This is a genomic window from Prevotella sp. P5-126, assembly GCF_002251185.1.
Lineage (GTDB): Bacteria > Bacteroidota > Bacteroidia > Bacteroidales > Bacteroidaceae > Prevotella.
Map to the genome: position 1 here is coordinate 1 of NZ_NPIZ01000118.1, position 15,004 is coordinate 15,004.

The following is a 15,004-nucleotide window of genomic DNA, read 5'->3' on the forward strand; positions in this document are numbered from 1 at the left end:
GCATCGTGGGGTAAGGGGATGGTGGCTACATATTGATGTTGTGCTGTTGCTTTTTACTGAAAGCTGCTACTAACGACTCATAAATCTACCCTTAATCGTGTATTGGATGATAGTTGCGGATTTTAGGATAGAGCAACTCGTTTTAATTTAGGCTTTGATTGAATATCAAGAAGTTGGGCGTTTGCCTAAATAAAACAGGTAACAATCTGGAGACGAGCGGGATTCTGCTCGTTTCTGTATTTTGCAATATATAAAGAACGCCTAAATTCGGGATGATAAAGATACGATAATTTTCTAAATATCCCATAAAAAGCAAGGAGAAATTTATGGTATTTAGAGCTTTTTGCGTTAAATCGGTACTCACGCTCGGAAACCCCCAATACATTTGGTTTTTCTCTCACTTATTCGTACCTTTGACCTGAAGGTCGAAGGTACTTCCGCTCGGGAATTCCAAAGAAAAAGGTATTTTTCTTTTGTACTTCTCTCACTTATTCGTACCTTTGACCTGTCGGTCCAAGGTACTCACGTTCGAGAATCCAAAAAGAAATTTGGTATTTCTTTTTGGATTCTGCTCACTTAATCGTACCTTTGTGTGCGAAATCTATTAATCACATGGAAGAATATATCGTATCGGCAAGAAAATACCGCCCTGCCACATTCGATACCGTAGTGGGACAACAAGCACTGACCACTACGCTGAAGAATGCTGTGAAGAGCGGCAAACTGGCTCACGCCTACTTGTTTTGCGGTCCGAGAGGTGTAGGAAAGACTACCTGCGCACGTATCTTTGCCAAGGCTATCAACTGTCTCACTCCCACGGAAGACGGGGAGGCATGCGGACACTGTGAAAGTTGCCAGGCCTTCAACGAGCAACGGTCATTCAACATCTTCGAACTCGATGCCGCCTCCAACAACTCGGTAGAGCATATCAAGACACTCATGGAGCAAACCCGCATACCACCGCAGGTTGGTAAATACAAGGTGTTTATCATCGACGAGGTGCACATGCTCTCTACCGCTGCCTTCAATGCTTTTCTAAAAACACTGGAAGAGCCACCTGCACATGTCATCTTTATCTTAGCAACCACCGAGAAGCATAAGATTCTGCCTACCATTCTCAGCCGTTGCCAAATCTACGACTTTGAGCGCATGACCGTGCAAAACACCATTGCTCATCTGAAATCGGTTGCAGAGAAAGAGGGCATACAATATGAAGAGCAGGCTCTGGAGGTGATAGCAGAAAAGGCGGATGGCGGTATGCGCGACGCACTCTCCATCTTCGACCAGGCTGCATCATTCTGCCAAGGCAATATCACTTATCAGAAGGTGATAGAAGACTTGAACGTGCTCGACTCCGACTATTACTTCAAGATTATAGACTATTCCATCGAAAACAAAGTAAGCGAAATCATGTTGCTTGCCAACCAGATTATTGCCCATGGTTTCGATGGCGGATTATTGATAGGGGGGCTTGCCAAACACGTGCGTAACGTGATGATGGCAAAAGACCCACAGACCCTGCCTTTGCTTGAGGCAAGCGAGCAACAACGGGAGCGTCTGCAGCAACAGGCGCAGCGTTGCGACTTGCGCTTCCTCTATAGTGCCCTACGCCTGATGAACCAATGCGACATCAACTACCGACAGTCTTCCAACAAACGACTACTGGTAGAACTGACGCTCATCGAGGTGGCTCAGCTGACTCAGCCCGCCGAGGGGGCTGGCAGTGGGCGTAGGCCCAGAAGACTGAAATCCCTGTTCAAACACTTGATACGGCAGTCGCAACCCACACAGCAGGCTCAACAGGTGGCCTCAGCTGCTACTGCCGCATCCACAGCATCGGCAGCAGGAAGAGTTTCTCAGCAGACTTCTTCCGCTACGAATGTTGTACCCACTCCTAAGATTCTGCAACAGACGCAGACTGCCTCTCCCCAGCCCAGGCAGCAGGTGGCTACCTACAATACAGCAAACCGACCACGGCTGAAAACTGCCGTTGGCTTCTCATGGAACAATCTGCGCAAACAGTCGGACACCGACAAGGCTCCGATGGCTGATGTCTTGGTCAACGAGCAAGCTGCAACAAGCGCCGCAACACAGGATCAAGCCGAATTTACCGAGGCCGACCTGACGCGCGAATGGATTGCCATGTGCAATCGTATGCCCCAGCAATACAGTGCCGTTGCCACTCGCATGAAGAACATGACACCGGTCATTAAAGAAATGCCACAGATAGAGGTGACGGTTGACAACCAGTTGGTCATGGAACAGATGCAGCAGATCAAAGGCAGTATTGTCAACACCTTGAAACTGCATCTGCAAAACAATAAGATTACGCTCAACATCGTTTTGGCAGAGTTCAACGAACAAGAGCGTTCTCTGACCCGTCGTGAGCAATACGAAGAAATGGAAAAAGATAATCCCGCAGTCAAGCAACTGCGGGACATGTTGAATCTTGAATTGGCCTAAGCATTATTTATCGCAAACGACTCAGGCCTCTAACTACTGACGCTAAGCAAATCGAGCAGGCAAGCACGACGTCCCAACAGGGGCATCAGGCCTGCCTGTTTCGAATTATATCAACTGCATGCCCAGTGCCTTACACTCGGCGCGCATATCATCGGGCCATATCGAAGCCTGTATCTCGCCGATATGTCCTTTATGAAGCAATACCATACACAAGCGACTCTGACCGATACCGCCACCAATGCTTAATGGCAGTTCGCCCTGCAAGAGTTTGCGGTGGAAATAGAGTTGCTCGCGATCTTCCTTACCTTCCAGTTTCAACTGTCGCAACAAGGCTTCCTTGTCCACACGAATACCCATTGACGACAACTCAAACGAACGACCCAATACAGGATACCAAATCAGAATATCACCATTGAGTCCCGGCAGTCCGTTCTCGCCCATTGTTGACCAGTCATCATAGTCTGGTGCACGTCCATCGTGTTTCTCTCCGTTAGAGAGTACACCACCGATACCTATGATAAACACCGCACCGTATTTCTCACAGATGGCATCTTCGCGCTCTTTCGGCGACTTGTCTGGATACATCTGCAAGAGTTCTTCTGCATGGATAAAGGTAATCTTCTCAGGCAGGAAGGGCTTAATCTGATCGTAGGTCTCACAGGTGAGGTATTCCGTACGGCGAATAGCTGCATAGATGCGCTCTACCACATTTTTGAGATAAGCCACAGTGCGCTGTTCTGGAGTGATAACAGCCTCCCAGTCCCACTGATCGACATAGAGCGAATGTAGATTATCCAGTTCCTCATCGGCACGGATAGCATTCATATCGGTATAGATACCATATCCTGGTTCTATTTTGTATTCTGCCAGCGAAAGGCGTTTCCACTTAGCCAACGAATGAACTACTTCTGCCGTAGCATCGCCAAGATCCTTGATAGGAAACGAAACGGCACGCTCCACACCATTGAGGTCGTCGTTGATACCGAGTCCTTTCAAAACAAACAAAGGAGCTGTGACACGGCGGAGTCTTAATTCAGTAGATAGATTCTGCTGAAAGAACTCCTTGATAAGCTTGATTCCCTGTTCGGTGTGTTTCACATCGAGCAGTGGCTGATATACTATAGGTTTAATAAGTCTGGTCATTTTTTATGCTTTTTCTTTATTTCTTCTGCAAAGGTACTACTTTTATATTAAATTGCAAGCAAAAAGCCCAGATATTTTTACACAATGATACTATTTCCGTTATAATTAATGCATATTGACGACATATTGCCACAATGAACGGCATTCGAATTGACAAATGACAGGTATTTACATCATCCTATGTTAAGCCGTTGTGTTTCCGTCTGATTTGTCCCTTAACTTCTCTCTAACTTCCCTAACTTCCATTAACTTCCCCCCACATGCTTCGCAACTGAGGGAATTGATTGAAGTTAAAGAACGTTTTCGTTAAGCCAAATGAGCAGAATAAAGCTCGCTTTAATTCTGTCATGGCGAGAAAAGGTGCCATAAAATGGAAGTTATCACTCCCTACGGTCGTTCGGGAAGTTAAGAGACAATAGCCTTTTGCCGTAAGACGTAGGACATTTGTCCCTTAACTTCTCTCTAACTTCCCTCTAACTTCCCTCTAACTTCTCTCTAACTTCCCTTAACTTCCCTTAACTTCCCCACATGCGAAAGTTCAGTCATTTAGTATTAATAGTCAGTTCTCCAGTTTTAAGCTTGTTGGCTTCGCCGCTCAACTGCAGTGCAGAGGAATGGCGTGAACTCTGGATGATCACCTGCGCCAGTCCATTGAATGCAGGAATGCTAAACTCATGGCAGTCGTTATGATGAGGATGGTCAGCACCAAGATAAGACGGATCACCATTTCCTACACCGAGTATTCTGCCATCACCTGCAAGTTTAAACGTCAGCATCGGACAAGCGTCGGGCACTATACGTCCCTTAGCATCCTGCACTTCTACTGTGACAACAGCCACATCGCGTCCGTCTGCACTGATCGCCTGACGGTCTGTTTTCATCACAATCTTATAAGCCGGCTTGGTAGTTTCCACTTGTTGGGTAAGCATACGTTTACCATTCTTATAACCAATAGCCACAACCTTTCCGGGCTGATAAACAGCTTGCCATTTCAGGTGACCGTTCTTGGGCATGGTCTGGCGTCCCAGTTTCTTTCCATTCACTATCAGTTCCACTTCGTCGCAGTTGCTATACGCCCAAACCTCGACGGTTTCACCTTCATGTCCTTGCAGATTCCAGTGTGGGAATATATGCAACACAGGCTCGTCGGTCCATACAGATTTCAGATACCATGCCTCATCTTTCATGAAACCGCAATAGTCAAGGATACCAAACTCAGAATCATGGGCGGGATATTCCAGCGGGTTAGGTTCGCCACGATAGTCAAATCCTGTCCAATAGAAAAGACCGGCAGCCCACGGACGTTCATCATAGAAGTTCCACCCGCGCTCTATCACGTTTTCCACGCCAGGTTTTGTTCCTCTGTTCATGCTAACCATGTGTCCGGGCTGTTCTTTTGATTCGAAATACACCCCACGGGTACCACAACCTGTTGTTTCCTCTGTGCCCACGATTTTCCAGTCAGGATTAGCTTTTTTTCTATTATCCACATCGTTTTGCACGATATAATTACAGCCAACCACATCCAGTCCTTTAATCATTTCCGAACCTCCGGCATTGGCAATAGTAGAATGGCGTGTAGGATCGAGCAGTCGGGTATATTCTCGCATGGCAGCAGCGATACGTGTGCCCTGTACGGAGTTTTCTATTCCCCACTCCTCATTACCATCACTCCACAGAATGACTGACGGATGGTTTCGGTCGCGCTTAATCATGTTCTCCAGCAAGCGCAAGTGTTCTGTGTTAATACCGGTCAAACGGTTTTCGTCGATGACCAACAGTCCCTCTCTATCACAAATATCGAGCAAGGCAGGTGTCATGGGGTTATGTGAAGCACGATAGGCATTACAGCCAAACTCCTTGAGCTTCTTGATGCGCCAAGCCTGCAAAGCATCGGGAATAGCAGCCCCTACCCCAGCATGATCCTGATGCATATTGACGCCCTTCAGTTTGATGGGTTTTCCATTAAGCATGAAACCCGATTGAGCATCAAACACCACCTCACGGATACCCGTTGTCGTTTCATAGACATCTGTCACTTCGCCATTCACCTTTACCGTAGTTTCCACCTTATATATATAAGGGTCGTCGGTTGACCACAGATGCGGATGGTCGAGAGCAATGGTCTGTTCGCAGCCAAGGGTCTGTTTGGCGTTTAGACTAAGGTTTACGCTTTCAGCCTTTCCCACCAGTTTACCTTCTGCGTCCAGCAGTCGTTGCTCTACACTGCATTGCTGCGATTCAAGCGAATGGTTGTTGACCTCAGTTTTCACATGAACCACCGCAGCATCATAGGGTTTCTTGATATCGGCAAACACGAAAGTGCCAAATGGTGCCACACTTACGGAAGCAGACTTCAACAGCCAAGCATCCCGATAGATGCCTGCCCCTTCATAAAACCATCCTTCCTCTAATGTTGCGTCAGCACGCACACAGATGAGGTTCTCGCCTCCATAGTTGACATATTCTGTCACATCATACACCTGTGTAGCATAGCCACTCGGTTCCGTTCCCATATAAAATCCGTTGAACCACACTTGTGCGTTACGGAAGATGCCATCAAACTGAATGGCGATATGCTTTCCCAAGTCCTCCTTAGGAATACTGATAGTTTTACGATACCATCCTACACTTGTCTCTGGAAATTTATATCCTACAGTCTTATAACCATGCGAATGACTTGCATTCCGAGCATAAGACAGATTGGTCACCCAATCGTGAGGAATAGTGACAGACACCCAGGTGGAATCGTTGAATTTCTGAGCATACGGACCTGCGTTATGTATGGAATTTGCCTTCGTCAGATAGTTGAAATACTCAGTACCACAGCCAAAATCCTTGGCAGGGTCGGCAGCATTTCCAAAAGCAAACTTCCATCCTTCGTCTATGAGAATCTTCTCACGTACGTTGTCAGCCATGGCACCAGTCATCTGCATACTGGCGACAGCTAAGAGTAACCATTTTCTTATCTTCATTGTTTTTCGTCATTGATTGTTTCTATTTCTGATTATATCATTTTAGAGTAGGCTTTCACCCTTCGTTTTCTCGCCATGAAATGGAAGGATGAAATCCAATATTATTTTCTGCAAAGATAAGGAATTATTGGTAATGCAACGAGTTGAAGACAATATAGTACGCAAAACTGCAAAATAATGCAAATAGTTATGGATAAACAACACCCTGTCATTTCAAAACATCGGTCATTAAAGTATTATACCGCCGATATTGTTGAATGTAGGTATAAATAGCTAAAAAAGAGCATGGCTTCTGATAAGTCATGCTCTTTAGTGATTCCGCAGGGATTCAAACCCTGGACCTTCAGAACCGGAATCTGACGCTCTATTCAGCTAAGCTACGGAACCAATGCGAGTGCAAAATTACTAAAAAGCGAGCGAACTACCAAATTTATCTGGTGGTTTTCACCCTTCGTTTTCACTTCTGCCTATCCTTTTGACTACGGTGTATTATTTTTCCCCTCATACCAATCTTATTGGCTCAACAAAACAGCTCAAAACAAGTTCATCTGATAAAAAAGATGTTTCATAGCGTAAAAAGCAGGTGTTACGACTTGTAAATCTCAGAAAATCATGCTATATTTGCAAAATAATTACAACCGACGACAATATATAAACCACAAATATAGTAAGCTTATGAGAAAACATTTACTCCTACTCTTCGCCATGTGTTTTGTGCAACTGATGGCTTTTGCAGGACCACGCAGTTACCAACAAGCACTCAAAATTGCACAGCAACAAGCCGAGCGATTGGGCATCAGCATGGACGCCATGTCGCCCCAACCGAGAATGGTTCAAAAGACCAACGGCATCGATCCTGCCTACTATGTGATTGAAAACGGAACGAACAAGGGTTACACCATCGTCTCTGCAGACGACCGGTTGCCTGAGATTGTGGGTTATGCCAAGCAAGGCAACTACACCGAAGACACATTGCCTGAGGCATACGTCGAGTTCATCACCGCCTATCAGAAATTTGTTGAAGAGGTGAAAGCTGGCAATCCCCATGCCCTGCGCACAGCTGCCGAAGCTAAGGCGCTACGCGAATCTGCATCCTACACCCAACCTACCGTGGCTCCACTCTTGGGCAACATCCAATGGAACCAAGGCGACCCCTACAACCGCATGTGTCCCGAATACGACGGTGTCAACAAGGCTGTCACAGGATGTGTGGCAACTGCCATGGCGCAGGTGATGGGTTATTGGAAGTATCCCAGTCAACTACAAGCAGATATTCCTGGCTATACCACAGGTACTTATAACATCAACGTACCCGGCATCAACAAAGATACCGATGGCACCTACGACTGGGACAATATCCTGCCGCAATACAAATCTGGAAATTTCAATGATGACCAAGCCAATGCCGTTGCCAAACTCATGCATCATTGTGGAGTAGCAGTACAGATGAACTATGGCCCATCATCTGGTGCTTTTGTCAATCCGGAACGTCTGTCTAAATATTTTGGTTACGACAAAGACTTCATGGTAAAAGTACGACGTGAATCATACTCCATGCAAGAATGGAATACGTTGATTGACAATGAACTCATAGCCAAAAGACCTGTTCTCTACAGCGGACAATCGTCAAGTAGTGGACACCAGTTTGTCTGCGACGGTTCTGACGGAAAAGGTCTGTACCACATCAATTAGGGATGGGGCGGCTATCAAGATGGTTATTTCGACATCACGATCCTCAATCCCGCGAAGGGCGGCATCGGTTCGGGTAATGCACCCGATGGTTATAACCAAGGTAGCGATATGATTATAGGTATCATGCCCGATAATGGTCAAGAGGATATACCACTGGTAACATTCAAGCCGGTATATGCCACGGGAGCCCATGCTGACACTAAGATCACAATAACCCAAGACACACGAACAAGTGCTACCGACAACTTCAAAATTGAATTCTATAACTACTTCACTAACAGAGCTCCGAAAAAATTCTCTGGCTATTGCGGTTGGGGAATTAAAGCTGCTGACGGCAGTATGAAGCTGATTACTAACACAACAAAGGTTCAGAATCTCCAACAAGACTACTGGTTCCCCAATACCTATAAAATAGACTACGCTTTCCCTGTAGGTGTTACCACCATTTACCCTGTGTATAGTGAAGACAATATCACTTGGAAGGAAGCAGGATTGGAGAGCATGGGCTACTATACGGTAGAGGCTACAGAAACCAGCCTCAAGCAGTTATATCCTTTGACCGCCGAGGTAATCGTAGAAAGCGAATTGCTATCAGGCAAGAGCAATACCATTAAGTTGGATGTTAGCAACGCAACAGACAATGATGTATTCAGTATGCTCAGTGTCTATACCAGCACAGATCAGACTTGTCCTGAAGACGGTGTTAATGTCTATGTAAGCGTACCAGCTAAAGGCAAGTCAATACGTGAGGTGGCTATCCCTGTACCTGCTGAGGAATTCTACCTTTGGGTAAAAGATGTAGCTTCTGGTACCGAACTGGTCAGTGCCAAGAAGTTTACTGCAACACCCTCTGGAATTCCGCAACTCGAATTGGTACAAGTTGTAACCAATGCCAGCAATGAGTTTGAAACAGAGGATGCCTATTACAAAAATGATAGAGTAAAAGCTCCAAAAGTGAAAGACGACAAGCTGGTGGTTCGGTACGATATCAAGAACAACGGCGGACTATCCTCTGGCACCTGGAATATTAGTGGTTTTGGTGCTAAAGAATTCACATGGGGTGGTACGAACTCAAACACCATTGTGTTCCCTGGTAACGGTACCATCACCCAACTGACAGCAACATACACACCAGATGCAGTAGGTTGCAAAACCATTTATGTACAATTTAATGGCATCTACGATAATGGCACAGGCGGTACAGAATATGATGTCACCACATCACTACAAGAATGGCAACTCCCTCTTATTGACAAGCCTGGTTACGTTTACAGAATAAGACCTTTTGATGTCGTAGCCTATGTGGCTGGCGCCGAAGGCGGCACGGGCATTGGCAAGGTGGATATCAGCAAAACCTATATCCGCGGTGACCATGGTCAAATCAACATCACGACAGACCGCAACAAGACTGTCAATATATACAAGCTGAACGGACAGAAGGTGGCTGAAGTTAAAGCAACAGCAGGACAACCTGTCAGCATTCCCGTTGCAGCAGGCATCTATGTGGTAGATGGCACGAAAGTTGCTGTGAAATAAGCATGGATATAGAACAAGGCATTTTTAACCGTACAGAGCGACTGGTGGGTGAAGACATCCTCCAGTCGCTTCAATCTAAACGTGTCATCGTCTTCGGTGTAGGCGGCGTGGGCAGTTGGTGCGTAGAAGCATTGGTGCGTTCTGGTGTACGCCATATCACCATTGTTGATTCTGACAAAGTGGCTATCAGCAATGTCAATCGTCAACTCATGGCTACTACAAAAACCGTGGGACGTGTCAAGGTGGATGCACTCAAAGAACATCTTCTCGACATCAACCCTCATGCAGATATCACTGCCCTGCAGATGATATTCGACGAAACGACTGCCGAGAGCTTCCATCTTGAGGAGTACGACTATATAGTAGATGCTATCGACAGCCTTCGCGACAAACTGTTGCTCATCGAGTGTGCATGTCGCACCAAGGCAAAATTCTTCTCGTCGATGGGGGCTGCACTGAAAATGGACCCTACCAAGATAGAGGTGGCTGAGTTTTGGAAAGTCAAAGGTTGTCCGTTGGGAGCTGCCCTACGCCACAAATTCCGCAGTCTGAAACGGCGCCCTGCGCGTAAGTTTCTATGTGTGTTTAGTCAGGAGTTACTGCCCAACTTAGGTCCCGACAACTCCGTAGATGCTGCCTTTGCGCCAACCGACACACAGGAAGGCAATCCCGAACTGGCACATCACGATTGGAATGCGCGGAAAGCGCAAATCAACGGATCGTTACTCCACATCACTGGCATATTCGGCTTTACCCTGGCGGGACTCATCCTTAAAGACATCTACAACAAAAGCAAGGAATAATCACGATATCAAGACTTGTATCGACAAGCCGAAGATACAAAAAAAAAAAAAAATAGTTTTCTGTTTTTTTCGACCACACGACCACAAACACGCATAACATCATGACATTCAGGTTTTTGCTGGTGGTCGAAGCTTTTTTCATCGACCACACATCGACCACAGAGAAACGATTGCAAAAAACCTGCTTACGATGCAAGTGAAAGTTCCTGCTGTTTTCCGTTTGTTTTATGTTAGCAGATAAGAACTGTTATGCAATATTGCAGAAACTTTTATCAAACGTTGGATAATACCTTTATCAAATATTGGATAATACTCTTATCAAACATTGGATAACACCTTTATCAAACATTGGAAAAGACTTATTTCAAACGTTGAAAAGACTTGTTTCCAACGTTTGACAACACTTTTGCCAAACGTTGGAAAACATTTTTGCCAAACGTTGGAAAACACTCTTACCAAACGTTGGGCAATACCTTTGCCAAAGGTTTGGAAATGTCTGACAATACGTATATTGGTCTGAAATGTAAAATTCAACAAATTTTGGCGGTGGTCGATGGGTGGTCGATAGAAACAGCTTCGACCACCACCTAAACTACTGTATGATAGCACGATGCACGCTTCGGTGGTCGAGTGGTCGAAATTTTCTGAAAACTAAAATTTTATGTGTGACAAGGCAAAAGCTGCTGCAAACGTGGAGTGCATAGACAAAATCTACCGCAATAGAAGATTACCACACCCCAAGCGCATAGGCAGAACAGCTACAATTTAACCTAAAAAACTACATTATATTTGGCGGTTCGCCTAATTATTCGTAATTTCGCAGACAGAAACAATAGCAATAAGCAAATATGGATATAACAGAAAGATTCCTGAATTACGTGAAATTTGACACACAGTCGAGCGAAGAAAGCCAGACTGTGCCAAGTACAAGCAAACAACTGTTGTTTGCAGAATATCTGAAGAAAGAACTGGAACGCGAGGGGCTCGACGACGTGGAACTCGACGAGAAAGGTTATCTCTACGCCACGCTCAAGGGGAATATCAAAGAAAAGGTGCCCACCATCGGATTCATCTCACACTATGATACAAGCCCTGACTGCTCTGGTGCAGATATCAAACCACAGATTGTGCAAAACTATAATGGTACGGATATCCTGCTGTCGGAGGGTATCATATCCAGTCCGAAGAAATTTCCCGAACTGTTACAACACGTGGGTGAAGACCTCATTGTGACAGACGGACACACTCTGCTCGGTGCAGACGACAAGGCGGGCATTGCCGAAATCGTACAGGCCATGGTTTATCTGCAAGAACACAAAGAGATTAAGCACGGCAAGATCAGAGTGGCTTTCAACCCCGATGAAGAAATCGGTATGGGCGCCCATCACTTCGATGTAGAGAAGTTTGGATGCGAATGGGCATACACCATGGACGGTGGTGATGTGGGCGAATTGGAATTTGAAAACTTCAATGCCGCTTCTGCCAAAATCACAATCAAGGGAGTGAGCGTACACCCAGGATATGCAAAAGGCAAGATGATCAATGCCAATGCACTGGCTGCGGAGTTTGCCAAGATGTTGCCCGAAGACGAAACACCAGAAACCACCGATGGCTATCAGGGCTTCTATCACCTGCTGGGCATCCAGTCGAATATAGAACTGGCAAAGCTGAACTATATCATTCGCGACCATGATCGCGAGAAGTTTGAAGACCGCAAACACTTCATCATGCAGTGTGCAGAGAAGATGAATGAAAAATACGGTGAGGGAACTGTAGAGGCTGTGGTTAGCGACCAGTATTACAACATGAAGGAGAAAATTGATCCACAGATGCACGTGATAGACCTCGTATTGCGTGCCATGCAAGATACTGGTGTGGCTCCAAAGGTCAGTCCGATACGCGGTGGTACCGACGGTGCACAGCTTTCGTTCAAAGGTCTGCCCTGCCCCAATATCTTCGCTGGTGGTGTGAATTTCCATGGACCATACGAGTTTGTATCAATACAGTCGATGGAGAAAGCCATGAATGTTATCGTGAAAATCTGCGAACTTACTGCTGGATATAACGACTAAGCATAAAGATAAACAGACCTGACAAGGTCTAAGAAAAATCGGAAACGATACCGATATCAAGCCTTGAGGATTGCCTCAAGGCTTTCTTTTTCGCCAACCACCCAGATGATATCGCCTTTCTGGAACTTGCGTTTGGGATGAATCTGAGAAAGGTTTTCCTTTCCTTCCTCCAATCCGACTACCATGCAGCTGTATTGTGAACGGATGCCACTCTCTTCAAGGGTCTTGCCAACAAAAGGACTTGAACCGGTGATGACCATCTGACGGAGCTTCATTTCGCGTTTCTCGAAATCAATATCATCGCCCAACACCTCACGCTTAATGGCTTCGCCCAACTGGCGGAGCTGATCGTCGTTACCGATTACCTGTAGTCGGTCGCCAGGGAAGATGACATAGTTGCCATCGGGAATATTCAACCGATGACCGGCACGAAGAATACTGCTGACATGCACACCAAACTGCTGACCAAGTGCCAACTGACGAAGGGTCTTGCCCATCCAACGGGTGTTGAAGGGAATATCGAAGTCTGCCATGTGGACATCACGGTCGAGCAAATGCCCTTCATAAAGTGGGCGGCGACGACCATGCACTTGTGCCTCAATATCGCGAGAACGAAGGTTCTGAATGAAGAGACGCTCCATCTGTATGCTTCCTTTCTTCAATCCGCGCGACAATACCATCAGTACAACCAATGCCAACGCTATGGAGATGATGATGGCATTCTTGAAACGACTCAGATAGTTGATGATATAGAAGACAAAAGCACAAGCCAATACCACACGAACAATGATGGTAAATATCAACGGAAAATGGTTGACCCAACTCTCTGCCCACAGTGCCTTAAACTCATCAGAGTGGTTTTTCTTAACCACCATTGCACGAAGGAAAGGCGAAATGATAAGCACGGTCAATATTCCGCAGATGGCATTGGCATACCAGTGAAGTTCGTATGAGGGGAAAAAGCTGCGCACAAATGGCAAGAAGAAGGTGAACATCAACACGATGGCAGCAATGGAAAGGATGCTGTAGATAACCGTATTGCGGAGCATCTGTATCAATAGACTCTTCCATTTGTTTTCTGCAGAGGGTGTCTGCGGATGAGATATCGTGATGTGGTTGAGTGCCACAATCCATTTCTTAGGCAGATGGCGCTCCATGATATTGTAACAGGGTTCAGCCATGCGTATCATATATGGTGTCAGAAAGGTTGTGACAACTGATACTGCCACAACCACTGGATAGAGAAAATGGCCTATGACACCAAGCGACAAGCCCAACGATGCAATGATAAAGGCAAATTCACCTATCTGGGCCATAGAGAATCCACACTTCATGGCTGTCTTCAACGGATTGCCACTGATGAGATATCCCAACGAACCAAATACCGACTGACCGATAAGAATGGTCAATGTGATAGCGATGATGGGCCAGGCGTAATCGACCAGCACCTGCGGTTCGACCAACATACCCACCGACACGAAGAAAATAGCACCGAAGAGATTTTTCACTGGTTCGACCAAACGCACGATTTTGTCGGCTTCGACCGTCTCGGCAAGAATACTACCCATGACAAAAGCACCAAATGCACTGCTAAAGCCGACCTTGGTGGAGAATACTGCCATGAAACAACAGAGACCAAGCGCCACGATGAGTAGCGTCTCTTCATTCATCAATCGGCGCGTGGCACGAAGGAAGGCAGGGATAAAAAAGATGCCGACCACAAACCAAAGCACCAAGAAGAATCCGATACGCAATACACTCTCGACCATCTGACCACCATCGGGACTGCTGCCACTGGCTATGGCAGACAGCATCACCATCATCACAATGGCAAGCACATCTTCCAGTATCAGCACACTCATCACCATTCCTGCGAATCGCTGTTGGCGAAGTCCCATGTCATCGAATGCCTTATATATAATAGTGGTGGACGACATAGCCAACATACCGCCAAGGAAGATGGAGTCCATGTGGGTCCAACCGAATGCCTTGCCCACTACAATTCCTGCCATCATCATACAGAAGATGATGGTACAAGCGGCTATGACAGGAGCCATGCCCATCTTCACAATCTTCTTGAAAGAAAAATCGAGACCCAGGGAAAACAAAAGAAAGATCACACCGATATCTGCCCACATCTGCACATTGGCACGATCCATCACCGACATGGTATAGGGCATCTGCGGTGAAACTAAGAATCCTGCTACGATATATCCAAGGACAAGAGGCTGTTTCAGTCGCTTGAAGATAAGCGTGACAAATGCTGCCACCACAAGGATGAGGGCAAGGTCTTTGACGAGTGCGGGAAGTTCTGCCATAG

Annotated in this window: 8 protein-coding genes and 1 tRNA gene; 5 read left to right on the forward strand and 4 right to left on the reverse strand. The window is 46.2% G+C overall.

The features are described from left to right. Positions 1–612 precede the first annotated feature (612 nt). On the forward strand, positions 613–2,463 hold the full coding sequence (locus CIK90_RS13565) for a DNA polymerase III subunit gamma/tau (RefSeq protein ID WP_094465895.1): 1,851 nt from the start codon (positions 613–615) through the stop codon (positions 2,461–2,463). 105 nt (positions 2,464–2,568) lie between these two features. On the opposite strand, the gene asnA is transcribed toward CIK90_RS13565, so the two are convergent. The 3 genes from asnA to CIK90_RS13580 all read right to left on the reverse strand — a co-directional run bounded on the left by asnA (position 2,569) and on the right by CIK90_RS13580 (position 6,968). Then, entirely contained in the window at positions 2,569–3,606 is a 1,038-nt protein-coding gene (asnA, locus tag CIK90_RS13570; protein WP_094390073.1) for an aspartate--ammonia ligase, read from the reverse strand. Between the two features lie 542 nt (positions 3,607–4,148). Next, entirely contained in the window at positions 4,149–6,581 is a 2,433-nt protein-coding gene (galA, locus tag CIK90_RS13575) for a beta-galactosidase GalA (protein WP_254046368.1), read from the reverse strand. Positions 6,582–6,894: 313 nt separating this feature from the next. Next, positions 6,895–6,968: transfer RNA gene (locus CIK90_RS13580), tRNA-Arg, on the reverse strand. Between the two features lie 288 nt (positions 6,969–7,256). Here CIK90_RS13580 and CIK90_RS13585 point away from each other — a divergent pair. The 4 genes from CIK90_RS13585 (at position 7,257) to pepT (ending at position 12,684) form a co-directional block, all read left to right on the forward strand. Continuing rightward, positions 7,257–8,273 (forward strand): C10 family peptidase, encoded by a 1,017-nt coding sequence (locus tag CIK90_RS13585; RefSeq protein ID WP_158216081.1) that lies wholly within the window; start codon positions 7,257–7,259, stop codon positions 8,271–8,273. A 108-nt stretch (positions 8,274–8,381) separates the two neighbouring features. After that, a complete protein-coding gene (locus tag CIK90_RS13590; protein ID WP_094465898.1) occupies positions 8,382–9,809 on the forward strand; it encodes a hypothetical protein in 1,428 nt (475 codons plus the stop codon). Positions 9,810–9,811: 2 nt separating this feature from the next. Next, complete coding sequence (locus CIK90_RS13595; RefSeq protein WP_094465899.1) at positions 9,812–10,612, forward strand: ThiF family adenylyltransferase; 801 nt, start codon at positions 9,812–9,814, stop codon at positions 10,610–10,612. An 848-nt stretch (positions 10,613–11,460) separates the two neighbouring features. Further along, entirely contained in the window at positions 11,461–12,684 is a 1,224-nt protein-coding gene (gene pepT, locus CIK90_RS13600) for a peptidase T (protein ID WP_094465900.1), read from the forward strand. A 56-nt stretch (positions 12,685–12,740) separates the two neighbouring features. Here pepT and CIK90_RS13605 read toward each other — a convergent pair whose 3' ends face one another. After that, complete coding sequence (locus tag CIK90_RS13605; protein WP_094465901.1) at positions 12,741–15,002, reverse strand: cation:proton antiporter; 2,262 nt, start codon at positions 15,000–15,002, stop codon at positions 12,741–12,743. Between the last annotated feature and the right edge of the window lie 2 nt (positions 15,003–15,004).

What these genes read in the sequence shown, in the direction of transcription:
- pepT (WP_094465900.1), top strand. Translation starts at nt 11,461, where the DNA reads ATGGATATAACAGAAAGATTCCTGAATTACGTGAAATTTGACACACAG.
- CIK90_RS13595 (WP_094465899.1), top strand. Translation starts at nt 9,812, where the DNA reads ATGGATATAGAACAAGGCATTTTTAACCGTACAGAGCGACTGGTGGGT.
- CIK90_RS13565 (WP_094465895.1), top strand. Translation starts at nt 613, where the DNA reads ATGGAAGAATATATCGTATCGGCAAGAAAATACCGCCCTGCCACATTC.
- CIK90_RS13605 (WP_094465901.1), bottom strand. Translation starts at nt 15,002, where the DNA reads ATGGCAGAACTTCCCGCACTCGTCAAAGACCTTGCCCTCATCCTTGTG.
- CIK90_RS13585 (WP_158216081.1), top strand. Translation starts at nt 7,257, where the DNA reads ATGAGAAAACATTTACTCCTACTCTTCGCCATGTGTTTTGTGCAACTG.
- asnA (WP_094390073.1), bottom strand. Translation starts at nt 3,606, where the DNA reads ATGACCAGACTTATTAAACCTATAGTATATCAGCCACTGCTCGATGTG.
- CIK90_RS13590 (WP_094465898.1), top strand. Translation starts at nt 8,382, where the DNA reads ATGATTATAGGTATCATGCCCGATAATGGTCAAGAGGATATACCACTG.
- galA (WP_254046368.1), bottom strand. Translation starts at nt 6,581, where the DNA reads ATGAAGATAAGAAAATGGTTACTCTTAGCTGTCGCCAGTATGCAGATG.